This window comes from Phytomonospora sp. NPDC050363, assembly GCF_040655735.1.
In the GTDB taxonomy this organism is placed as follows: Bacteria; Actinomycetota; Actinomycetes; order Mycobacteriales; family Micromonosporaceae; genus Phytomonospora.
The window spans coordinates 175695-199473 of sequence record NZ_JBFAKK010000007.1; the positions used below are offsets into that span (position 1 = coordinate 175695).

General features: G+C 70.2%; 20 protein-coding genes. 14 read left to right on the forward strand and 6 right to left on the reverse strand.

Annotated features, from left to right (window positions below; all coding sequences use genetic code 11):
- Positions 1-22: 22 nt before the first annotated feature.
- From AB0I28_RS20540 to AB0I28_RS20560, 5 genes are all read right to left on the reverse strand, one after another.
- Entirely contained in the window at positions 23-1180 is a 1158-nt protein-coding gene (locus tag AB0I28_RS20540; RefSeq protein WP_357495489.1) for a hypothetical protein, read from the reverse strand.
- On the reverse strand, positions 1177-1689 hold the full coding sequence (locus AB0I28_RS20545; protein ID WP_357495491.1) for a SigE family RNA polymerase sigma factor: 513 nt from the start codon (positions 1687-1689) through the stop codon (positions 1177-1179). Before AB0I28_RS20545 ends, AB0I28_RS20540 begins: the two co-directional genes overlap by 4 nt.
- Before the next feature lie 146 nt (positions 1690-1835).
- Complete coding sequence (locus tag AB0I28_RS20550; protein ID WP_357495492.1) at positions 1836-2168, reverse strand: STAS domain-containing protein; 333 nt, start codon at positions 2166-2168, stop codon at positions 1836-1838.
- 45 nt (positions 2169-2213) lie between these two features.
- Entirely contained in the window at positions 2214-2762 is a 549-nt protein-coding gene (locus tag AB0I28_RS20555) for a response regulator (protein ID WP_357495494.1), read from the reverse strand.
- Positions 2759-7210, reverse strand: coding sequence for a HAMP domain-containing protein (locus tag AB0I28_RS20560; RefSeq protein WP_357495496.1), 4452 nt, complete (start codon positions 7208-7210; stop codon positions 2759-2761). The genes AB0I28_RS20555 and AB0I28_RS20560 overlap by 4 nt, the downstream gene beginning before the upstream one ends.
- A 73-nt stretch (positions 7211-7283) precedes the next feature.
- On the opposite strand from AB0I28_RS20560, the gene AB0I28_RS20565 reads away from it, so the two are divergent.
- The 14 genes from AB0I28_RS20565 to mshD all read left to right on the forward strand — a co-directional run bounded on the left by AB0I28_RS20565 (position 7284) and on the right by mshD (position 22642).
- On the forward strand, positions 7284-9317 hold the full coding sequence (locus tag AB0I28_RS20565) for a SpoIIE family protein phosphatase (RefSeq protein WP_357495498.1): 2034 nt from the start codon (positions 7284-7286) through the stop codon (positions 9315-9317).
- Positions 9318-9400: 83 nt separating this feature from the next.
- Positions 9401-9916, forward strand: coding sequence for a SigE family RNA polymerase sigma factor (locus tag AB0I28_RS20570; RefSeq protein WP_357495500.1), 516 nt, complete (start codon positions 9401-9403; stop codon positions 9914-9916).
- Positions 9913-10914, forward strand: a complete 1002-nt coding sequence (locus tag AB0I28_RS20575; protein ID WP_357495502.1) for a hypothetical protein — start codon at positions 9913-9915, stop codon at positions 10912-10914. The genes AB0I28_RS20570 and AB0I28_RS20575 overlap by 4 nt, the downstream gene beginning before the upstream one ends.
- Positions 10915-11028: 114 nt before the next feature.
- Positions 11029-11541 carry a SigE family RNA polymerase sigma factor gene (locus tag AB0I28_RS20580; RefSeq protein WP_357495504.1) on the forward strand — a complete coding sequence of 171 codons (513 nt, stop codon included), beginning with the start codon at positions 11029-11031 and terminating at the stop codon, positions 11539-11541.
- A complete protein-coding gene (locus AB0I28_RS20585; RefSeq protein WP_357495506.1) occupies positions 11538-12500 on the forward strand; it encodes a hypothetical protein in 963 nt (320 codons plus the stop codon). Before AB0I28_RS20580 ends, AB0I28_RS20585 begins: the two co-directional genes overlap by 4 nt.
- A 116-nt stretch (positions 12501-12616) precedes the next feature.
- Positions 12617-13129 carry a SigE family RNA polymerase sigma factor gene (locus AB0I28_RS20590; protein WP_357495508.1) on the forward strand — a complete coding sequence of 171 codons (513 nt, stop codon included), beginning with the start codon at positions 12617-12619 and terminating at the stop codon, positions 13127-13129.
- Positions 13126-14166, forward strand: a complete 1041-nt coding sequence (locus AB0I28_RS20595) for a hypothetical protein (RefSeq protein ID WP_357495511.1) — start codon at positions 13126-13128, stop codon at positions 14164-14166. Before AB0I28_RS20590 ends, AB0I28_RS20595 begins: the two co-directional genes overlap by 4 nt.
- Before the next feature lie 296 nt (positions 14167-14462).
- Entirely contained in the window at positions 14463-14984 is a 522-nt protein-coding gene (locus AB0I28_RS20600; RefSeq protein WP_357495513.1) for a SigE family RNA polymerase sigma factor, read from the forward strand.
- Complete coding sequence (locus AB0I28_RS20605; protein WP_357495515.1) at positions 14981-15985, forward strand: hypothetical protein; 1005 nt, start codon at positions 14981-14983, stop codon at positions 15983-15985. The genes AB0I28_RS20600 and AB0I28_RS20605 overlap by 4 nt, the downstream gene beginning before the upstream one ends.
- Before the next feature lie 106 nt (positions 15986-16091).
- A complete protein-coding gene (locus AB0I28_RS20610; protein ID WP_357495517.1) occupies positions 16092-16613 on the forward strand; it encodes a SigE family RNA polymerase sigma factor in 522 nt (173 codons plus the stop codon).
- Positions 16610-17644, forward strand: a complete 1035-nt coding sequence (locus AB0I28_RS20615; protein ID WP_357495519.1) for a hypothetical protein — start codon at positions 16610-16612, stop codon at positions 17642-17644. The genes AB0I28_RS20610 and AB0I28_RS20615 overlap by 4 nt, the downstream gene beginning before the upstream one ends.
- A gap of 94 nt (positions 17645-17738) precedes the next feature.
- Positions 17739-18755, forward strand: coding sequence for an alpha/beta fold hydrolase (locus AB0I28_RS20620; RefSeq protein ID WP_357495521.1), 1017 nt, complete (start codon positions 17739-17741; stop codon positions 18753-18755).
- Positions 18752-19999: an acyltransferase gene (locus AB0I28_RS20625; protein ID WP_357495523.1), complete on the forward strand. Its 1248-nt coding sequence runs from the start codon at positions 18752-18754 to the stop codon at positions 19997-19999. Before AB0I28_RS20620 ends, AB0I28_RS20625 begins: the two co-directional genes overlap by 4 nt.
- A 1755-nt stretch (positions 20000-21754) precedes the next feature.
- Complete coding sequence (mshD, locus tag AB0I28_RS20630) at positions 21755-22642, forward strand: mycothiol synthase (RefSeq protein ID WP_357495524.1); 888 nt, start codon at positions 21755-21757, stop codon at positions 22640-22642.
- 170 nt (positions 22643-22812) lie between these two features.
- On the opposite strand, the gene AB0I28_RS20635 is transcribed toward mshD, so the two are convergent.
- Complete coding sequence (locus AB0I28_RS20635; RefSeq protein WP_184791806.1) at positions 22813-23523, reverse strand: response regulator transcription factor; 711 nt, start codon at positions 23521-23523, stop codon at positions 22813-22815.
- Positions 23524-23779 lie beyond the last annotated feature (256 nt).

Consider the following 23779-nt stretch of genomic DNA (forward strand, 5'->3'; position numbering starts at 1 on the left):
GAGCGCGCCTCGGTGGTGGGGGTCAGACCTCGCCGTAGGCCTGGACGAGACTGATCATGGTGTCGAACTCGGCGGTCTCGATCAGGTTGCCGTCGACATCGCAGGCCGTGACCTTCATGCGTACGCCGTCGGTGAGGTAGGCGACGTCTCCGAGCCAGACGGTGTCGCCGTAGCCCGTCGCGCCGCAGGCGACGATCGGCTGCGAGGCGACGTCGTCGAACAGCATCTCCGTCTCGAAGATCAACATCTCGGGGGCGTTCTCGTCGGTGGGGTCCTTCACCGAGCCGACCCCGTAGCGGCCGTCGGGGGACATGGTGACCCCGATGGACATGGCCAGGTCGCAGCGGCGGCCCAGTTCATCGCCGGTGTCGCCGTCGGCGCGGACCATGCACCATTCGTTGCCGGGGCGCTCGTCCCAGAAGGTCATCGTGCCGTCGAGCGTGCCGGTCAGGTCCGGCGAACCCGGGTACCACTCGGTGACGAAGGGTTCGTCACCGGCCGGGTCCCACACGCCCCAGCTCACCACGGCCTGCTCGCTGCCGTCGGACTCGTCGGCGTGGTAGAAGGTCAGCTCGTCGCCCAGCCAGCCGGCGAGGGCGTTCACGTTCGTCATCGGCGCCGCGGCGAACTTTTCGACGCCGTCGTCGTCGACCCGATAAACCGCGAACTCGCCCTTCATCAGACCCGTGCGCAACGCGAACATCGTTCCATCAGGGGAGATGGTCAGCGAGGAGTCGAAGGGCCTCACATCGGTCTGCACGATCGTCCCGTCCGGTTTGAGGAGATAGAGGCCCGCGGGCTCGTCGGGCGAGGTCCTCACCTTGTCGTAGCTCGTGACGAGCCATCCGGCGGGGACGCGTGCCACCTCGCCGCCGTTCTCCCAGCCCTCCAGCTGGAAGTCCGGGCCGGTGGCGGTGACCAGTTTCCCGTCCTCGGTCACGTAGTCGACGCCGATCGCCATCGCCCCCGTGTCAGCCGAGCCGCTCGCGGCGGGCGTCGCGCCGCCGTCGCCTCCGCTGAGCGCGAAGGGCACGGCCGCCGCCGCGGCCAGGACGAGGGCCAGGGGCGCCAGTGTCAGCTTGAGCGCGTTGCGGCGCTTCGCCGTCGCGAGGGCCTTGTCGGGGTCGGTGTAGGGGCCCGCCTGGTCAGCGAGGCCGCCGAGTTCGTCGTGCAGGTTCACGTCGTCGCCTCCAGTTCGATGTCGTCGATCGAGGGCATGAGGGCGCGCATGCGGCGCAGCCCGTCATGGATGTTGCGTTTGACCGTCCCGTTGGCCACACCGAGGGCGTCGGCGATCTCGGTCTCGGAGAGGTCCTCGTAGAAGCGCAGCACGATGGCCGCGCGCTGCTTGGGTGCCAGCGCGGCCAGGGCGGTGACGAGCACCAGCCGCTCGGTGGTGGCGTGCGAGGAGTCGGGCCGCCCGCCGACCATTTCGGAGACGTCGGCGTAGGGACGCTCCCGGCGGCCGAACTTGCGCCACCAGGACGTGTGCTGGTTGACCATCGTGCGCCGGACGTAGCCCTCGGGGTTTCCGTCGCGCACCCTCCGCCAGTGCGAGGCGGTCTTGGCCAGGGCCTCCTGCACGAGTTCCTCGGCGCCGGCGTGGTTGCCGCAGAGTAGATAGGCCGTGCGTGACAGCGCTGGTCCCCGCGCGAGCACGAACTCGCGGAAACCTTCGTATCGGTCCATCCGATCCTCCCGTTCTTCACCTGTCAAACGCAGGCTGCGGCGGAAGGGTTGGGTGGAGGACCGGACTTGTTCGGGGAAGGTTTCGGGCACGGGCAAGCGACCCGGTCGCCCGGGGGCACGACGCGCGGGAACTCTCCCGCGCCGGGCTACCCCTTGTCCCCGTCCTGGATCACGAAGGCCTGCCGCAGCCCCGTCACGTTCAGCAGGCGGGACAGGAAGTCACCGAGATTGGCCAGCACCAGCCGGGTCCGCGCCCTCGTCGCGGCCCTGTTGAGCACGACGAGCGTGCCGAGGCCCTGCGAGTCGCAGAAGGTCACCTGCCGCATGTCCAGGATCAACCTGTCCGGAGGGTCGGTGAGGGCGTTCTCGACGGCATCGGTGAGACGCGAGACCGTCCCAATGTCGATCTCGCCGCGCAACGCCACGATCGTGTCACCCGAATCCTGGCGCACGGAGATGTCTAGCTCCGGGCGTACCACGTTGGCAAGCCTAACGGACGATGCCGACTCTCGCGGGGTCCGCGGTCACTCACCCGCCCGGGTGAGCAGTTCCACGGCCTTTTCGACCCCGCCGTCACCACCGCCGCGCAGCACCGACCGCGCCTCCTCGATGGCGTCGCGCAGGCGTGCGTTCTCCGCCTGCACCGCTCGGACGGTCGCCGCCTGCACGCCCAGCTGCTCCTTGCGGCCCCACAGCTCCACGAACACCGACACCTTCGCCCGCAGCACCCACGGGTCGAAGGGCTTGGTGATGTAGTCGACCGCGCCGGCTGCGTACCCGCGAAACGCCAGGTGCGCGTCGCGGTCGACGGCGGTCAGGAAGATGATCGGCACGTGCCGGGTCCGCTCGCGCTGCTTGATGTGCGCGGCGGTCTCGAAGCCGTCCATGCCGGGCATCTGGGCGTCGAGCAGGATGACGGCGAAGTCACCGACCAGGAGCTTCTTGAGCGCCTCCTCGCCGGAGGTCACCGCGACGGGCTCCACCGGCAGGCCCTGGAGGATCGCCTCCAGGGCGACCAGGTTCTCCATCCGGTCGTCGACCAGCAGGATCTTCGCCGTTCTCGGGCTGCTCACCGCGACTCCCGCCCGTCTCGGACGTTCCCGTCCACAATCTCGCCCTCCAGCACCTCGTCATTGTGGACGGCGGGCGCCAGCGCGTTGTCGCCGCCCTCGACCCAGTAGGCCATCAGATCGAGCAGCTCGTCGAGGTCCACGGGCTTGGTGATGTACGCCGAGGCACCGGCCTTGAGCGAGCCGTCGCGGTCGCCCGGCGTGGCCTTCGCGGTCAAGAACACCACCGGCAGGTCGGCGAACTCCGGGATCCGGCGGATCTCGCGGGTCGTCTCGTTGCCGTCCATGTCGGGCATCATCGAGTCCATCAGCACGATGTCGATGTCGCCGTGCTCGGTCAGCAGGCCGATCCCGTCGGCGCCGTTGTCGGCGTACAGGACCGTCATGCCGTGCAGCTCCAGCGCGCTGGTGAGCGCGAAGACGTTGCGGACGTCGTCGTCGACGATGAGCACCCGCGCGTTCTCCAGGACCTGCGCGCTGGGCGTGGCCCGCCGCTCCTGCTTGTTTCCCGCCTGGCGCAGGATCGGGCGGGACCGGTTCGGCGCTATCTGCACCGGCTGGACCGTGCCCAGCTCGTCGGTGACCTGGATCTTGTCGGCGGTGAGCACGTCGGGCACGAACAGCGTGAAGGTGCTGCCCTTGCCCGGCTGGCTCTCGACCATGATCAGGCCGCCGAGGAGGCGCGCCAGGGACTTCGAGATCGACAGGCCCAGGCCCGTGCCGCCGTACTTGCGGCTGGTCGTGCCGTCGGCCTGCTGGAAGGCCTCGAAGATGAGCGCCAGCTTCTCGTCGGGGACCCCGATGCCGGTGTCGCTGACGATGAAGCCGTAGACGGTCTCGGCGGTGTCCAGCGAGGGCGCACCGAAGATCATCCCGGCCGGGGCCGGTGCGATCGTCAGCGAGACCTTGCCGGTGTCGGTGAACTTCACCGCGTTCGACACGAGGTTGCGCAGGATCTGCTGGAGCCGCTGCGCGTCCGACACGACCGTGTCCGGCACGCCCGGCGCCCGCTCGACGGAGAACTCAAGGCCCTTCTCCTCGGCCTGCGGCCGGAAGGCCTGCTCGACATAGCCGGCGATCTCGTCGACGGCCAGCGGCCTCGGGTCGACCGCCATCCGCCCGGCCTCGATCTTCGACAGGTCGAGGATGTCGTCGATGAGGACCAGCAGGTCCGAACCGGCGTTGTGGATCGTGCGCGCGAACTCGATCTGCTTCGCCGAGAGGTTGCGCTCCGCGTTCTCGGCCAGCAGGCGGGCCAGCAACAGCAGCGAGTTGAGGGGCGTGCGCAGCTCGTGGCTGATGTTGGCCAGGAACTCGCTCTTGTACTGCGAGGCCTGCGTGAGCTGGCGCGCCTTGTCCTCAAGACCCAGGCGGGCCATGTCGATCTCGCGGTTCTTCAGCTCGATGTTCTGGTTCTGCTCGGTGAGCAGCTGCGCCTTCTCCTGGAGCTCCTCGTTGGCGCGCTGGAGCTTCTCCGACTGGTCGCGGAAGTCCTGCGCCAGCTTCTGCGAGGCCGTCAGCAGCTCCTCGGTGCGGCGGTTGGCCAGGATCGTGTTCAGCGCGATGCCGATGGTGTTGACCAGGCGGTCGAGGAAGTTCAGGTGCAGCGCCGAGAAGGCGTTGAGGGACCCGAACTCGATCACGCCGAGCGGCTCGCCCTCGAACAGGACGGGCAGCACGACCACGTCGGCGGGACGCGCCCGGCCGAGACCGGAGCGGACCACCAGGTAGTCGCTGGGGGCGTCCTTGAGGCGGATCGCCCGCCGCGAGGTCGCCGCCTGGCCGACCAGCGACTCGCCCGGCGCGAACACCAGGTCGGTGTCGGGGCCGACGTAGCCGTAGGAGGAGGTCAGGACCAGCCGCTTGGGCTGGTTCTTGCCCGAGGTCATCAGGAAGAACGCGCCGACCTGGGCGTCCACCAGCGGCGTCACCTCGGTCATGATCATGCGGCAGACCTCGCCGATGTCGCGCTGCCCCTGGAGCAGCTCCGACACGCGCGCGAGGTTGGAGTTCATCCAGTCGGTCTCGGCGTTCTTGACGGTGGTGTCGAGCAGCGCCTCGATCATCTGGTTGATGTTGCCGGTCAGCTCGGCGACCTCGCCCTGCGCGTCGACGGTGATCCGCTGGGTCATGTCCCCGCGCGTCACCGCCGTCGACACCTCGGCGACCGCCCGCAGCTGGTTGGTCAGGGTCCGCGCGAGCTGGTTGACGTTGTCGGTCAGGTCCTTCCAGATGCCCGAGACGTCCTCGACCTGCGCCTGCCCGCCCAGCTTGCCCTCGACGCCGACCTCGCGCGCCACGCGCGTGACCTCGTCACCGAAGGACGACAGCTGGCTCACCATCCTGTTGACGGTGTTCTTGAGCTGCGCGATCTCGCCCTGGGCGTTGACCGTGATCTTCTGCGACAGGTCGCCCTCGGCTACGGCCGTGGTGACCTGGGCGATGTTTCGCACCTGGTCGGTCAGGTTGGAGGCCATCGAGTTGACGTTGTCGGTGAGGTCCTTCCAGATCCCCGACACGCCGTGCACGTGCGCCTGGCCGCCGAGTTTCCCGTCCGTGCCCACCTCGCGGGCCACCCGGGTCACCTCGTCGGCGAAGGAAGACAGCTGGTCGACCATCCGGTTCACCGTCGACTTCAACTCAAGGATCTCGCCCTGCGCGTCGACGGTGATCTTCTGCGACAGGTCGCCCTTGGCCACGGCGGTGGCGACGTCGGCGATGTTTCGCACCTGGTTGGTCAGGTTCGAGGCCATGAGGTTGACGTTGTCGGTCAGGTCGCGCCAGGTGCCGGCCGCCCGGCGCAGCTGCGCCTGACCGCCGAGCTTGCCCTCCGTGCCCACTTCTCTGGCGACTCGCGTCACCTCCGCGGCGAAGGCGGAGAGCTGGTCGACCATCTTGTTCACGGTGTTCTTCAGCTGGGCGATCTCGCCCTGCGCGTTCACCGTGATCTGCTGCGTCAGGTCGCCCTTGGCGACCGCGGTGGCCACCTGGGCGATGTTGCGGACCTGGGCCGTCAGGTTCGACGCCATGAGGTTGACGTTGTCGGTGAGGTCCTTCCAGATCCCCGACACGCCCCGCACGTGCGCCTGGCCGCCCAGTTTGCCCTCGGTACCGACCTCGCGGGCGACTCGTGTCACCTCGTCACCGAAGGACGACAACTGGTCGACCATCCGGTTGACGGTGTTCTTCAGCTCGGCGATCTCGCCCTGGGCGTCGACGGTGATCTTCTGCGACAGGTCGCCCTTGGCGACCGCCGTGGTGACCTGGGCGATGTTTCGCACCTGGTCGGTCAGGTTCGACGCGAGCTGGTTGACGTTCTCGGTCAGGTCGCGCCAGGTGCCCGAGACGCCCGTGACCTTCGCCTGGCCGCCTAGTTTCCCGTCCGTGCCCACCTCGCGGGCCACACGCGTGACCTCGTCGGCGAAGGCGGACAGCTGGTCGACCATCGTGTTGACGGTGTTCTTGAGCTCCAGGATCTCGCCCTGGGCGACCACGGTGATCTTCTGCGACAGGTCGCCGGTGGCGACCGCGGTGGCGACCTGGGCGATGTTTCGCACCTGGTCGGTCAGGTTGGAGGCCATGGAGTTCACCGAGACGGTGAGGTCCTTCCACGTCCCGGCGACGCCGGGCACGGCCGCCTGGCCGCCCAGCTTGCCCTCGGTGCCGACCTCCTGGGCCACACGTGTGACCTCGTTGGCGAAGACCCGCAGCGTGTCGGTCAGCGAGTTGATCGTCCCGGCCAGCTCGGCGATCTCGCCCTGCGCCAGCACGGTGATCTTCTGCGACAGGTCGCCCTTCGCGACGGCCGTGGCCACCTGCGAGATGTTGCGCACCTGGTCGGTCAGGTTCGACGCCATGAGGTTCACCGAGACCGTGAGGTCGTTCCACGTTCCCGACACGCCGGGTACGGCCGCCTGGCCGCCCAGCTTGCCCTCGGTGCCCACCTCGCGGGCGACGCGCGTCACCTCGACGGCGAAGCCGCGCAGCAGCTCCACCATCTTGTTCACCGTCCGCGCCAGTTCGAGGAACTCGCCCTTGAGGGGACGGCTCTCGTCGATCTGGAGCGACACGCGCTGCGACAGGTCGCCCTCGGCGACCGCGGCGATCACGCGGGAGATCTCGGCGGTCGGGCGCACGATGTCGTCGATGAGGGAGTTGACCGCCTGCGCGGCCTCCCGGAAGCCTCCGTCGAGGTGCTCCTCGGCGAAGCGCTCGGTCATCTGGCCCTCGCGGCCGACGACCCGGCTCATCCGGGTCAGCTCCCTGACCTGCGTGTCCTGCTTGGCCACGACCGAGTTGAAGCGGTCGATGACCTCTCCGCCCAGCCCGTGACCACGCGGAATGCGGACGCTGAAGTCGCCGCTCTCCACGCGCGCGAGAGCCTCGGCGAGGACGGTCAGGACCTCTTCGTTCTCATCGCGTCGTACTTGTGGCGCTTTGACAGTTGTCATCGATCGCCTCGCTGCGGTTGAACCTCGGTGGGGTGTTTCTATCTTTGATTGCGCATGGGGGACACTGCAAGCTGTGTCCGTAAATGCTCGACGACGTCTTCGCCTACCGGCCGACCACCAGTCGCCGGCGGCGGCACGCGCCCTCGTGCGCGAGGTGCTCGTCGAGGCCGGGTTCACCGACCTGCTCGACGAGGCCATGCTGCTGACCACCGAACTGTCGACGAACGGCGTGGTACACGCCGGCACCGACCTGGACGTTGAGGTCACGGCAGATGACGACGGCGTCACCGTAACCGTAACCGACTTCCGCGGCGGGCCGCTCGAACCGCTGTCCACCGAACCACCCGACGAGATGGCCGAGCACGGGCGTGGGCTGCTCCTCGTGGACCGCTTCGCCACCGCGTGGGGGACGACACACGACGCGACCGGCAAGGGCGTCTGGTTCCGCCTGGAGCACGGCACGCGCTCGACGCCGCAGCCGCACATCGGTGTGGCGCCCGTCGCCCCCGCGACCTCGATCGTGGAGCCCGTCGCCGCCGAGGACGCCGCCGAGCGCATCGCCTGGCTGGTCAGCGTCCCCGACGAGCTGCGCAGCCGCCTGACGCTGCCCCAGCTGGTCTCGGAGCTGCTGCTGAGGCTCTGCGAGGTCACCGGCGCCGCCGGCGGCGCGGTGTGGCTCGACGAGGGCGACGGATCCGGCGACCAGCAGATCGGGCGATACGGGCAGGTACCCGACACCGACCCCATCGGGGCCGTGACGGTGCCCCTGACCATGGCGCGCCCCCTGTCGGGACGCCTGGTGCTCTACCCCGAGTCCTACGCCGAGCGCTCCTGGGTGTCGCTGGCCTCCCTGTCGGCCGACCGGATGGCCCTGACCATCGAGGCCGACCGCCTGCGCGCCGCCGACGTGCGCCGCCGCTCCTGGCTGACCTTCCTCGCCGAGGCCAGCGAACTGCTCGCGCAGTCCCTCAACGTCGACCTGACCCTCGCGCTCGTGCCGCAGATCATGGTCCCCAGGCTCGGCGAGTGGTGCACCCTGTGGGTCGCCGACGAGTGGGGCGAGCTCAAGCCCGCCGCCGGGACGCACCGCGAGGAGTCCCAGTGGCCGGTGGTCAAGCGCCTGCTGTCGGGGCCCGACTCCGAACTCATCGAACGCCTCCAGGAGACCGTCGAGCTGGGACTCACGGTCCCGCTGACGCGCCCGCTCGAAGGCGTGGCCGTCCCGCTGAGCGCACGCGGCAAGGTCCTCGGCGTGCTGACCCTCGGCCGCCCGGTCGACCGCCTGCACGCGCCCGACGACATCACCGTCATCGAGGACATCGCCCGCCGCGCCGCGCTGGCCCTCGACAACGCGCGCATCCACGCCGAGCGCCAGCGCATCGCCCAGGCCTTCCAGCAGGCGCTGCTCCCGGCGGCGCTGCCCAGCCCGCCGGGCATCGAGTTCGCCGCCGAGTACGTCCCCGCCTCCACCGGCACCGACGTCGGCGGCGACTTCTACGACGTCCTGGAGGTCGAGCCCGGCCGCTTCCTCGTCTCCGCCGGCGACGTGTGCGGCAAGGGCCCGCAGGCCGCCGCCGTGACCGGCGTCGTGCGAGACGTCCTGCGCGCGCTGGCCCGGCAGGGCCTTCCGCTGCCGAGGATCATCGAACTGCTCAACCGGACGCTGCTCGAACAGCCCGACGAGGGCCGCTACGCCACGCTGATCACCGCGATGATCGAACGGCGCGGCGAGGAGCTGCACGTGGAGATGTGCCTGTCGGGGCACGAGCGGGCGCTGCACCTCAAGAAGGTCGGCGAGTGCGAGTTCGTCGGCATCGAGGGCACGGCCGTGGGGCTGCTGGAGCAGGTGAAGGTGACCATCACCGAGCTGTCGCTGGCGCCGGGCGACTCGCTGCTGTTCTACACCGACGGCGTGACCGAGCGGCGAAACGGTGACGTGATGTTCGGGCTGCGGGGCGTCTGTCGCGCGGTGACGCCGCTGGCCGGGCACTCGGCGGCGGTGGTGACGTCGAGGCTCAAGGCGATCACGATGAACTTCTCGCCCGATGCGCCCAAGGACGACATCGCGATCCTGGGCATTCACAACACCGCCTCCGACAAGGGGTAGGCCGGCCGCGCCGGGATTCCCGGCGCTCGCCGCGTGACCCTTGCCCGTCCCATCGCATCTGTATCGGCGAAGGGGCGGTGTACATGAAACCCGAACACGAAGCCGAGTTCGGCGACTTCGTCGCCGAGCGCTCGGCCCGGCTGCGGCAGTTCGCCTACATCTGCTGCGGTGACTGGCATCGAGCCGAGGACGCCGTGCAGTCGGCGCTGGTGCGGCTGTATCTGAACTGGGGGCGGCCGACGCGCTCGGTCGACGCCTACGCACGAAAGATCATCGTCAACATTCTCATCGCGCAGCACCGGCGCCTGTGGTTCACCCGCGAGCGGCCGTCGGAGGTCCTGCCGGAGCTCGGATCGCGCGACATCGCCGAGAGCACCGGCGACCGGCTGACGGTCGTGCGGGCGATGCTGCGGCTGCCCGAGCGGCAGCGGGCCGCGATCGCGCTGCGCTACTGGGAGGACCTGTCCGTCGAGGAGACGGCCCGGATCCTGGGCTGTTCGAGCGGATCGGTGAAGAACCTGACCATGCGCGGCCTGGCCAGGCTGCGCGAAATGCTCTCCGAGGCGGTAGTGCAGGACATCGAAGGGGCAACGACATGACCACCAGCGAACTGGGCCGCTCCCTCGACGCGGAGTTCGCCGAGCTGACGCCGCCGTCGGCGATCACCGGCGAGTCGATCATCCACAAGGGACGGCAAGTGCGCGTGCGCCGGCGGCTCTTCGGCGGCGGAGCGGTCATGGCGGGCCTCGCGGCGGTGGTGGCGGCGGTCCTCGTGGTTCCCGGTCTCCTGCCGGGGTCGGTCGATCCGGACGCGGCCCGCCCGCCTTACCCGCCCGTCGACCAGCCGGAGTTCCCGCTGCCCGAGCTCGATCCCGCCGGCATGTACGTGTGGTTCCCACGGGAAGACGCGTCGCGGACCCCCGAGACCGAGGCGATCTCCGCGGCGTGGCTGGAGAGCGTTCTGGCGATCGACGGTGCCATCGCCTACTCCTACGAGGGCGAGGACCCCACCAGTCCGTGGCAGCCGCTCGCCGAGGACAACTACGACCATGTCCTGCGGTCGTGGCGCGCTCTCGCGGTCACCTACCCGAGCGACCCCGAGGGGTTCTTCAGGCCACTGGACAGCGGCGAGTACCTGGCACCGCTGTACTCGGGCGGGAGCGTCGCCCTCGTATTCGCCGACGGCGTCTGGCCGGAGGAGCTGTCGGTGGAGGTCCACGCCAAGGGGTCCTTCCTGCCCGGAGTCGGCGAGGTGGACAGCCGCAGCGACTGGGAGCAGGCGCCATATGTCGTACACGGATGCGCCGGCATGGACGATGACCCGAACGTCCTCAGCTACTCGTGCACGAACTCCACCGGTCCGAACGGGGAAGCGGTCGCCACGGTCGAATACTCGATGGCACGCCCATCCGGCGTCGCGAGCCGGCGGCAGGTGGCCCTCTTCCGGACCGACGGGACCGCGGTCGTGGTCTCCGACAGCCTCACGCCGCTCAGCGAGGACGTCGGGATCATCGATGGCCAGGGCGGCGACTTCGTCCTGACCGGCGAAGACCTCCTCGACCTGGCCCTCGGCATCCCACCGGTACCCGTGAAGTAGCCCTCCCGGCCCCGCCCGCCCCCGGCGCGCGGGGCCTTTCCACGCCCACGTGACCTCCCACCCCCGTCGCGGCGTATCCCCCGATGACAATGTCCGTGACAGCCGGGAGCCTTCATGACCCCCGAAAGGGACGCCGAGTTCTGCGAGTACGTCGCCGGGCGCGGCGAGCGCCTGCGCCGTTTCGCCTACTTGTGCTGCGGTGACTGGCATCGAGCCGAGGACGCCGTCCAGACGGCGCTGCTGCGCCTCTACCGGGCCTGGCCGCGCGTACGTCCGGCCACAGTGGACGCCTACGCCCGCAAGGTCGTGGTCAACATCCTCATCAGCGAGCAGCGCCGCCTGCGCTTTCGCCGCGAGCGCGTCACCGGCGAACCCCCGGAGATACCCTCCCGCCCCGACGGCACCGTCGACCGGGTGACCCTCGTCGCCGCCCTGCTCCGGCTGCGCGGCCGCCAGCGAGCCGCGATCGTCCTGCGCTTCTGGGACGACCAGTCGGTCGAGGAGACCGCCCGGATCCTGGGCTGCTCCAGCGGATCCGTGAAGAACCTGACCATGCGCGGGCTGGCCCGCCTGCGCGAGGAATTCGCCGACAGTGAACTGCCCGAGATCGAAGGAGTCCGAGCATGACCGCCGGTGATTTCCGCTCCATGGTGGAGGCCGAACTCGACGAGACCGTCCCGCCCGAACCGCTCGACGGCCCCGCCATCGCGGCGATGGGCCGCCGCAGCATCCGCCGACGGCGGCTCGGCGGCGCGCTGTCGGCCCTGGCCGCACTCGCCGCGATCACGGTGGCCGCGGGCTTGGTGGTCGGCGGCCCGGGCGGGACCGACACGGCGGGGGACTTGTCGTCGCTGCCCCCAAAGGCCACGTACTGGTGGCAGTACGGCGAACCGGAGACGACCCCGCAGAGCGTCGCGATGACCCAGGCCCTCTGGGGCGCTCTGTCGGCGATCGACGGCTTCGAGTTCGGCCTCAGCGGCAACACGCCCTACCTGGAGCCGGAGGACTTCCCGTCGCTGCACCGCCTCGAAGCGCAGCTCTGGGACGACACCGATCCCCGGCACGACGAGCCCGACGAGGACCGGGTCGGACCGCAGGTGCCCGTCTACACCTTCGATCACGACATCTACCTGATGGTGTCCACGCCCGGTACCGCGGCGATGTCGCTGGACGTGCGTGTCCTTCCTTCCGGAAGCTATCTGCGGCAGCCGCCGTTCGAACGGTCCTTCAAGGACGTGCCCTATCCTGTCGACCCCTACGTCGAGCCGTACTGCGTCGACTGGGACCTGCCGGACGTCGACTCCGGCGCCGACCTGCGGGTCGAGTACACCTGTGAGAGGACGGCCCTGGAGTCCGGCGAGGAACTGCTGCGCGCCGAGGCCGAAGTACGGCCCGGCCCGGGAACGGGTGCCGGTGCGGGCTGGCTGAGGCGGACCGTCGTCGTCTACACCGCCGCCGGTGACGCGGTGATGCTCTCTGGTCTCGGTTCACCGGCGGGGCCCGACACGGGGCTGAGCGGCTCCGCCCTCGACCTCGACCAGCTCACCGCGATCGCCTCCGCGCTGGCCGCCGTCCCGCTCGACTGACATCGCCCTCGGCCACGCGGCCCCCTGTCCTCAAGGCGGGGGGCCGCTTCGCGTGACTTTCGAAGCGTCGATCCTCGTAGGTACGGGCGACAACGACGACGGATGATGGGGCCCGCATGAGATCCGAGCAGGAAGCCGAGTTCCGCCAGTTCGTGGCCACACGAACAGAGAGGCTGCGGCGCTTCGCGTACTTGTGCTGCGGTGACTGGCATCGGGCCGAAGACGTGGTGCAGACGGCGCTGCTGCGGCTGTACCACGCGTGGAAGCGCGCGCAGCGCTCGTCGGTGGACGGATACGTGCGAAGGATCATCGTCAACCTGCTCATCGACGAGCACCGCCTCGTGTGGTTTCGCCGGGTGCACGTCTCCGACCGGATGCCCGAGCGCGCCTCGACCGATCACGGCCCGCACGAGCGGATGGTGCTCACCTCGGCGCTGATGAGGCTCCCCAAGCGGCAGCGCGCCGCCGTCGTCCTCCGTTACTGGGAAGACCTCCCGATCGAGCAGACCGCGCAGATCATGGGCTGCTCGACCGGTGCCGTCAAGAACCTGACCATGCGGGGTCTGTCCACCCTGCGCGGTCTTCTGACGGAAGAGGCCCTCGTACCTTTCGAAGGAGCTCCATCATGACGCGCGACTTCGGTTCCTCGCTGGACCGTGAACTCGACACCGCCTCACCGCCGACCGCGATCACCGCCGACGGCCTGGTCCGCAAAGGCCGCTTGGAGACCCGAAGGCGCTCGCTGACCGCCGGTGCGGCCTCCGTGGTCATCGTGGCGCTGGCCGCCGGGCTGGTCTTCCAGCTGGCCGGCAGGGCCGGCGGAGACCGGGCCGACCCGGCGGCCTCCCCGTCCACGAGCTCGTCGGAGTCGGCCGCCCCCTCCTTTCCTCTCACACAGAGCGCCTTCCCGCTGCCCCAGCCGGATCCTGACAAGAAATGGTTCTGGGCCACCGTCGGCTCGGTCGAGCAGAACCCGGCGACCAGGGCGCTCACCGGCGCCTGGTACCAGGCACTGTCCAATATCGATGGCGCGGAACTGTTCACCAGCGACATGGACACCGGGGTCACCAGCGCGGCCACATCCGCGAACTTCGGCCCCTTCACCCGCCGGGTGGACGGCCTCGCCGAGAACGTCGCCACGGAACCCGGCGCCTTCGGCCGCGGCGAACTGCAGGGTTACCAGCGCCCGATGTACGAGCTGTGGAACGTCAACCTGCACTTCGACGGCGTGAAACGGCCCGACGGCATCCGGATCGAGTACTTCCCCAAGGGCTCCTACATCGAGGGCGTGAAGTCCATCCCCGGAGCCGTGCCGGGCGCCTCCGACTGGCGCTACCTGAGCAGCGGATGCGAGGACTACTTCTGGTCGGGCCAGGGCCGCGACGGCTGGAAGGCCGACTACACCTGCCGTGAGTCCACCGGTCCCAACGGCGAACGGGTCCAGGAGATCCTCCTCGACACGCACCGTCCCAACGACTCCAGCCCGCCCAGCCGCTCCAGCAAAGTGATCGTCTACCTGCCGGACGGCAACGCCGTCGTCGTCGAGGACATCGCACCCGAGCCGATGGAGCCCGGCGAGCCGTCCATCCCGGACGCCGAGCCCGGACTGACGCCACGTGAACTCGCCGAACTCGTCTTCTCCATTCCGGCCGTCGTCATCGTCTGACCCGGCGCGACGGGGCCCCGCCACTTCGGCGGGGCCCCTAGGGCGTGTCTGGTGGATCACTGCGGGGCTACGGCGGGCTCATTTCGCCCCTGGACTACGCCGTCGCGTCGGCCGAGTACAACACCGGTACTAGGCCGCCACCACGGCTTGCCAGAAACAAAATGATCTCCGCCTCGCACCCACAAGACCCACAAGACAAGCCCTAGCCTGTCAAGGGAAGCAGCCCACCGGCGTGACCGAAACAGGTCCCGCGGCCGTACAACCTTCGACCGGTGGTCTGCGGAGACGGGGGTTTCATGGATGAACGGCGTGACGCGGAATTTCGGCGATTCGTCGTGGAGCGGTCCGAACGCCTGCGGGGCTTCGCCTACTTGTGCTGCGGGGACTGGCATCGGGCGGAGGACGCCGTGCAGTCGGCGCTGATCCGCCTCTACGGAGCCTGGAACCGCGCGAAACGGGCCTCGCTGGACCCGTACGTACGAAAGATCATCGTCAACGTCCTCATCGACGAGCACCGCCTCGCCTGGTTTCGCCGCGTCCGCGTCGGCGACCACAACACGCCTGAGACGCCCGCCGCCGCCGTGCACGACCACACCGAGGAACGCGTCGTCCTGGTCGAGGCCTTACTGAAGCTCCCGCAGCGGCAGCGGGCCGTCGTCGTCCTGCGCTTCTGGGAGGACCAGTCGGTCGAGCAGACCGCCGAGATCATGGACTGCTCCCACGGAGCGGTGAAGAACCTGACCATGCGCGGCCTGGCCGCCCTGCGCGGCCTGCTGTCCGAAAGCGCTCTCGCCGAACTAGAGGGAGCCTCGCGGTGACCGACGAATTCAGCGGCCGCGTCGATCGGGAACTCGCCGCGATCCGGCCCCCGGCCGCGTTCACGGCGGCCGAACTCGCCGCACGCGGCCGCAGGCGCATGTGGCGCAGGCGCTCGGCGGGTATGGTCGCGTGCTTGCTGGCACTGGTCATGGGGGCCGTTTTCGTCGTCAAGGCACCGCTGTGGCTCGGCCTGCCAGTCGGCGGAGGCGACGCGGCCTCACCGAGCACGAGCCCGTCGACGATCATGCCGGCCCCCCGGCCGGACGAACTGAACGGCGGGCAACCCGAGATCGTGCTGGAGGTCCCGCCCGAGGGCGCCGATCTTCGCTGGATCCCGTACTCCGGGCCGAGCGTGACGGCGCAGACGGCGATGCTGACCCAGGGCTGGTGGGACCTTCTCGGCAGCGTGGAGGGCATCGAGCTGAGCCGGCCCACGACGGACGGCGGCTATGAGCCGGTGGACTGGTGGACCTTCCCCCCGGTCGAGCGCAGGACACAGGAGCTCGGCGAGGCCTCCAGCGGCGGGCTGTCACCGCTGGGTTCCCGCCCGATCTACAAGCAGCAGCTCGGCGTGCGCTTCGAAGGCGTGGCACGGCCCGACGACGTGTTCTTGACCTACTACCCGAGAGGGTCCTTCACACAAGGAGGACGGTCCGTGGTCGACGATCCGCTGAGCCCGCACTGGCGCTACCTCGCCCCGGGCTGCGGCGAGGCGAGCGGCGACCTGGCCGAGCTCAACGTCTGCGAGGAGTACGTGGCGGGCAACGGCGCGAGGGTCTTCGAGGTCCTCGCCGTCACCGGCGAGCCCGGACCGGCCCGCGAAGAGGTGCGCACGAGCGTCGTCTACACACCCGACGGCAACGCCATCGTGATCAGCGACTGGTCGCCCGACTCCCACGACGAGAACGGCGAACTCGTGGTCGAACATCCCGCGGCGGGCTTCACCGCCGAGCAGCTCACCTCCCTCGCCCTCGCCCTGCCACCGGTCATCATCGTCTGAGCCCGCCCGCCGGCGCCCGGGAGAGAAACCCGGGTTGTTGCCGTGACCTCGGCCCCCGGGGATCTCGTACAGATCCACGACAATCGCGGCCGATGAGCGGAGATTCATGAGAGCCGAACGGGAAGCCGACTTCCGGGAGTTCGTCGCCGGGCGCACCGAGGCCCTGCGAGTCTTCGCGTACTTGTGCTGCGGGGACTGGCATCGCGCGGAAGACGCCGTGCAGACGGCGCTGATCCGCCTGTACGGGGCCTGGAGCCGGGCGAAGAAGATCTCGGTGGAGGCCTACGTCCGGCGCATCATCGTCAACGTCCTCATCGACGAGCACCGGCTCGCCTGGTTTCGGCGCGTGAAGATCGGCGGCGAGAGCGCGGTGCCCAAAGGCACCGTCGTCGACGCGCGGCGGGCCGACGAGCGCCTGATGCTCACCGAAGCCCTTCAGCGACTGCCGAAACGCCAGCGCGCCGCGATCGTCCTTCGTTTCTGGGAGGACCTACCGGTCGAGCAGACCGCGCAGATCATGGGCTGCTCGACCGGTGCCGTCAAGAACCTGACCATGCGGGGTCTTGCCACCCTGCGCGGTCTGATGACGGACTCGGCCCTCGAAGACATCCAAGGAGCATCATCATGACAAACGACATCCGTTCGGTGGTGTCCCGTGAACTGGAGGGCGAGATCCCCCCGTCGGCGCTCACCGCCGACGGGATCGTCACGGCGGGACGCAAACGGGTCCTCGGCCGCAGGCTCGGCATCGGGGGAGCGCTCGTCACGGGCGTGGCCGCGCTGGCCGCGGGCATCCTCGTGTTCCAGCCCGCGACCGGCGGCGTCGCCACCGGCGCCTCGCCCGAGCCGTCCGTCTCCGCCGATGCCGCGCCGCAGGTCGAGGAGCAGCCGTCCTTCCCGCTGCCCGACCTCGACTGGAACGAGGGGTACTCCTGGACCGCGGCCAGTTCGGGAACCGGGACACCGGAGACCGAGGTGCTGACCGACGCGCTGTGGGAATGGATCGCGGCGCGAGGCGACGTGAGCCTGTATCGGCACGACGACGCGGGAGACGCCGACGTCCAGATCACCCGTGACAACCTTCCGCCCGTGGGACGGTCCAACGTCTTCCTGGTCGGTGACGCCGCCGGCGAACCCGCCGCCTTCTCGCGGCCGGTCTACGTCTTCGGCGACTCCTCCAAGCGCTTGCGCTGGGTCGTCGACGGAGTCCCCGACGACAGTGCGATCTTCCTGACGCTCTACCCCAAGGACTCCTATCTCCAAGGAGCCGGAAGCATCGACGGAGTCCTGCCCCTCAAACCCGATCCGCGCTACCTGGTCGCCGGTTGCGAGGACTACCGCTACGACTCCCAGACCCACGAGGGGCAACTCGCCGACTTCACCTGCGACGAGCGCACCGGCCCCGGCGGGGAGCGGATCCTCACCGTCGAGTGCGTACTCGACGCCGACGGCGACTCGACGCAGAAGATCGTCACCGCGCTCGTCTACCTACCCGACGGCAACGCCGTCGTGGTCAACGCGGAACCCATCGTGGGACACCAGAACACCGGCACCAACCCCGGCCAGGGCACCGGCCAGGGCACCGGCCCCGGCCCCGGCCTGACCGCCGACGACATGGTCGACCTCGCCCTGTCGATGCCACCGGTCATCGTCAAGTAGCACCCGCGCGCCACGGCCCCCTACCCCGGTAGGGGGCCGTTTTGGCTCCGCCGGGTGACGCCCGCAGGCGTGCCGCGACCGGATCGTGGCCACCATGACCCGACGCCTCCTCGCCCGCATCGCCCTGGGACTCCTCGCCGTCGGCCTGTGGCCCGGCAGCGCCGCCGCCTACGAGCCGCCCGGCACCGCCGCCTGGCTCGCCGACACAGTGGACGGACACCCGCTCCCCGACCCGGCGTCGGCCTCACCCGCCGATGTCGCCGCCTTCTTCGCCGCGCTCGCCCCCGAGACCGCCTCCGACCTCGCCCGCCGCCACCCCGGCGTCGTCGGCAACCTCGACGGAGCGCCCCTCGCCCTGCGCTACGAGGCCAACGAGCGCACCGCCGGGCTCCCCGGTCGGCAACTGCTCGCCTACGACCCGACCGGCGACGGCCGCATCGCCGAGGTGGTCGGCGATCTGGCCACCGCCGAACGCGTCGCCGTGATCGTCCCGGGCGTCGACACGACCTTGGGGAACTTCCACACCGGCCTCGGCGGCAGGCAGGAGCGATCCCCGCTGTGGCAGGCCCGGCAGGTCTTCGAGGCCGCCGGCGACGACCGGCTCGCCGTCATCGCCTGGCTCGGCTACGACGCGCCCGAGAACGGCGGCCTGAGCACCATGTCGCTGATCCGCTCCGACCGCGCCGAGAGCGGCGGCGAGAGCCTCGCCGGACTCCTCGACGGCCTCGCGCTCGCCAGTCCACAAGCGACGGTCACGGTCATCGGGCACAGCTACGGCTCCACCGTCGCGGCCTACGCCGCCCCCGCTTTTCCCGCCCAGGTCACCGATCTGGTCGCGCTGGGCAGCCCCGGCATGGACGTCGACACCGCCGCCGAGCTCGGCACGAACGCCCGCGTGTGGGCCGGACTCGCCGCCGACGATCCCATCACCAACGTCCCCGACCTGCGCGTCCTCGGCCTCGGACACGGCGAGGACCCCGCCGACGCCGAGTTCGGTGCCCTGCGCCTGGACGCCACCGGCAACAGCGGCCACGACGGCTACTTCGTGCCCGGGGCGACGGTTCTGCGCGGCCTGACCGCCATCATCGAGTCCACCAGGAGCGCGGCGTGAACACCGGACGCGACCGCTACCTCGACCTGCTGCGCGTCGGCTCGCTGACCGTCGTCGTGCTGTCCCACCTGGCCTTCACGGTCCTGAAGTGGACCGACGCGGGGCCGCGCACCACCAGCCCGCTGGAGTTCGTGCCGGGCCTGTGGATCGTGACCTGGCTGCTCCAGGTCATGCCGCTGTTCTTCTACATCGGCGGCTACGCCCACCTTCGCTCGTCGCGCGCGTTCCGGGGCGGGATCGGCCGCTTCACCCTCACCCGGCTGCGCGGCCTGCTCATCCCCGCCGCCGTGCTCGGAGCGGTCTGGGCCGCGGCGGGCCTGGGCCTGTCGACGGTGTACGACGGCGAGGCCGTCGGCAGGGCCGTCAAGCTCATCCTGAGCCCTCTGTGGTTCCTCGGCGTCTACGCGATGCTCGTCGCCCTGCTCCCGGCCGCCCTGTGGCTGCACCGCAGGGCGGGCCTGTGGGCGCTGCCGATCCTGGGCGGCGCGGCCGTCGTCGTCGACGTGGCCCGCTTCGGGTTCGACGTGCCGAACATCGGCTGGGCCAACCTCGTGCTCGTCTGGGGCGCGGCGCACCAGGCCGGGCTGTCCCACGAGCGCTGGCGGGACATGCCGCGCAAGGCCGCGATCATCTGCGTCGCAACGGGTCTGGGTCTGCTCTCCTACCTGGTCGCCGGTCTGGGCTACCCCGGCGCGATGGTCGGTGTGCCCGGCCGCGCCTTCTCCAACATGACCCCGCCGACGGTGGCGATCCTGGCGCTGCTGATCCTCCAGATCGGGCTCATGGCCCTGATGCGGCCGGCCGCCGACCGGCTGCTCTCGCGTCCCCGCGCGGCCCGCGCGGTCGACGCCGCCAACCGGTACGCGCTGCCGGTGTTCCTCTTCCACACCACCGGTGCGGCGCTGTTCGTCTACGGCCTCCACCGGCTCACCGGCGTCGCGCTCGTCGACACCGTCGCCGACGCGTCCTGGTGGTCGACGCGGCCGGTGATGCTCGCCGGTTCGGCGCTGTGCACGGTCGTCCTGGTCGTCGCCTTCGGCCGCAAGCGCCCTCAGCCGCGAGGTGTCCCGGGTGCCAGCGCGACCATCGCGGGAGCGTCGACGGCCGAGACGATCGACAGCGCGGCGGTGAACCGGTCCCAGGCGACCAGCAGGGTCCGGCCGCCCTCGACGTCCTGGACCGACAGCAGCAGCGTCGCCTCGTCGAGCCAGCCGAGGAAACCGAAGCGGGAACCGGTCTCGTGACTGGAGTCGCGGATCAGCGCGCGCTCCAGCGTCCCCTTCTCCGGATCCAGCACGGCGACGCAGTCGACGGCGTGCCCGTAGCCGCTCGGCATCTCGAAGACGGCGTCCTTCGGCAGGCAGGTCCGGGCGACCAGCGAGCGGCCGGTGGGTGACTCGCCCGGCGAGGTGAACTGGCCGATCCAGGAGGCGCCGGGCGCCAGGATCGTCTCCGACACCCAGTGCGCCTCGGCCGTGGGCCCGGGCAGGTCGTAGTGGACGGCGGTGAGGAAGGCGCCGCTGGGCGACAGCGGGCCGGGCTTGAGGACCAGCACGTCGCCCCACGTCGCCGGAACGATCGCGTCGACGCCGTGGAACGGTAGCGGCGTCCAGGTTCCCGAGGCGGTGTCGAGCAACGCCGTCGCACTGGCCTGGGTGACCAGCAGCGCCGACTCGTCGACGTACCAGGCGATGTCGACGATCGCGTCGCCGGCGCCCCCGGAGTTCTGCGGGAGTTCGTAGTCGCGCGTCTCCCCGTCGAGCGAGACGACGACGACTTTGCCCGGCTGCGCGAGCGCGACCTTCGTCCCGTCGGGTGAGACCGATCGCCGGGACAGCGCGCCTTCCATGTGTTCGCCGGTGTTCGCCAGCAGAGTGACGGTGTCGAGCCGGTGCGGCAGGCCCTGGCTGTCGAGGAGGAACACCGGCGTGGACGGCCCGCCCTGCACGGCGGCGGTGATGCGGTCGGGAGGGTCGGCCGACACGGCGGGCGCGTTGCCGTCCAGCGAGATCTCCGCGGGCAGGGCCGGGATCGCCGGCGAATCCCGCACCCACGCCGGGGCCTTCGGGAGGGTCACCGCGTTGGGCAGCAGGTCGACGCCGTCGAGGAGGAAGGAGACCCGGTCGGGGGAGTCGACCGTCCCGGGTTCGGGATCGGCGCGGTCGGCGACGCGCGTCGAGTAGAAGTAGCCGCCCAGCAGGATCGCGGCGACCAAGGCGATCACCGCGACGACCCGCCAGCGCTTGCGGCGCACGGACCTGCTGTACGCCCAGGCCGCGTCGGCGACGGCCAGTGCGGTGCCCGGGCGGTGCGGACCCTCGTCGTACTCGGCGCCGTCAACGGCGATCTCGTCGTCGGCGTCGTCGGCGTCGCGCAGGACCATCCCGGCGTCGCGGGCCATGGCGTCGTAGGCCAGCCGCTCGGGCTCGAACTCCTCGTCGGGCTGCGCCGGCCACGCCCGCGCGACCTTCGCCAGCGAGCGGACGAGCAGGATGTCGGTGAGCCGGTCGTCGCCGGTGACCTGATGGGCCTCGCGGCGAAGATCGTAGATCCGCGTGTGCACGAAGGCCAGGAACTCCTCGTAGGCGCCCATGTCTCACAGCCCTCCGCCGCTATCGACCTTTGCGCAATCGTCGCGTGACCGCGCGCGCCCGGGCAATCCCCCAACGGGCGCGGCGGTGCGGCTTTCCGGTAACGATCGGGTTTCGGCGGAGTGGATGTGCGGTGTTCTCGGCGGAAGGACCCGAAACGCTCGGCGGCGGAGGGGCCGCGGCGAGGCTTTCAGTGATTTCGGGTGCGAGAACGGGCGGGCACCCCGGCACGGTGCCCGCCCGTTCCAAGAGCCACGCTCGGTGGCTCAGGCGATCGGCTCCGATCCCCCCGGGGCCGATCACGACTCATACAAGTAAAGGACGCGCGAGCGCTCACCGAGGTTGCACACAATTTTCCCGGCTCTCACTCCGCGGACATCCGAAGATCAACGCGCGTACGGTGGAAACGTGGAACGACGAGACCGACTCAGCCCCACCGAGGTCGCCGAGGCCCTGGCCCTGGCCGACCTGTGCTCCCGCGCCGACGGGACGGCGCCGCTGGCCGAGCACGTCCGGCTCGCGCTGCGCCACCAGGATGACGGCGGCGGGGTCTCGCACCTGCTGGTGCGCGACGGTGGTGAACTGGTCGGGTACGCGTACCTCGAATCCGGTGATGACAATACGCCAGGGATGAGTGAACTCTGCGTCCACCCCACGCACCGAGCGCAAGGGATCGGTGGCGCACTGGTGTCGGAAGTCGTTGCGGCCGCACCGATCCGGCTCTGGGCGCACGGCGACCACCCCTCCGCCGGGGCCCTCGCCCAGCGCTACGGGCTGGTCGCGGCCAGGCTGCTCTACCGGATGCGGCGGCGACTGGACACAGTGGACGCACCCCGCCCGCCCGAGGGTGTGACGATCCGCACCTTCGAGGCCGGCCGCGACGAACGAGCCTGGCTCGACGTCAACGCCCGGGCCTTCGCCTGGCACCCCGAGCAGGGCGCCATGACCCGCCGCGACCTCGACCAGCGCCTCGCCGAACCCTGGTTCGACCCGGCGGGGCTGTTCCTCGCCGAACGCGACGGCGAGGTCATCGGCTTCCACTGGACCAAGGTCCACCCCGGCGAGCGTCCCGTCGGGGAGGTCTACGTCCTCGGCGTCGACCCCTCCGCGCAGGGCATCGGCCTCGGCGGCGTCCTCACCGACGTCGGCCTCGCCTACCTCAAGGGCCTCGGCCTCGACGCGGTGCTGCTCTACGTCGACGAGTCCAACCAGAAGGCCGTGCGGCTCTACGAGAAGACCGGCTTCACCCGCTGGTCGACCGACGTGCAGTACGCGGCTCAGACCTCGTCGTCGTAGTCGTTGCGGCCGTAGGAGAGGAACTCGCCGTTGACGCGCACCGGCCGGCCGGGCGCGAGCGGCTCACCCGTGAGAGCGGGCAGGTCGACGGCGCTCCAGTCGACGCGGGCTTCGGTGAACTTCCGGGGGCTCGGTCACCGGAGAGAGGATATCGGGGGCGCTGGAACCCCCTACGCGATCGGCACCAAGTCGTGGTCCGGCAGCGCCCGCGGGGGCGGCGACACGAACTTGTACCCGACCTGCCGCACCGTCCCGATCAGCGCCTCGTACTCGCTGCCGAGCTTCGCCCGCAACCGCCGCACGTGCACGTCGACGGTCCGCGTCCCGCCGAAGTAGTCGTAGCCCCACACCTCGCGCAGCAACTGGTCGCGCGTGAAGACCCGCCCGGGGTGCTGCGCGAGGAAGCGCAGCAGCTCGAACTCCTTGTAGGTCAAGTCGAGAGGGCGGCCCTTGAGGCGCGCGGCGTAGGTGTCGGGGTCGATGGTGAGGTCCCCGGCGCGCACGAGGTTCCCCCCGGCACCGGCGCCCTCCGACTCAAGCCGCCCGCCCGCCAGCCGCAACCGCGCCTCGACCTCGGCGGGCCCGGCGGTGGTGAGGATCAGGTCGTCGAAGCCCCAGTCGGGGTTCACCGCGATCAGCCCGGACTCGCTCAGCACGACCAGCAGCGGAACGTTCAGACCGGTCGTGCGCAGCAGCCGGCAGGTCGCGCGGGCGTCGGCGAGATCCCGGCGCCCGTCGACGAGCACGACATCGGGGCTGGGGCCGGCCAGGAGGGCGCGAACGTCGCGGTCGGCGGCGCGCAGCTTGTGGGGGAGAAGGTCGAGCGCCGGAAGAACCTGGGCGCCGTTCCCCTCAGCCGAGGTCAGGATCAAAATGTCCATGCCGTGCGTCCTCCCGCCGAAATGGCGTACCTGTCACAACCCGGCGTCAATGGCGGGCGGGGGGCGTTCACCGAATCATAACCATGGAGTTCGGTCACGCTCAAGATGCACAGATGACTCGCGGTAACAGCTTTGTTGCGGGCTTGTTACGCGCACCGCCCGACGAGCGGCCCCACCGACCGAAAACCGAAACACACGACACCGCGAACCGCAACCCCGCCGGGCCACGCCAGTGCGTGCCGACCGCCACACCATC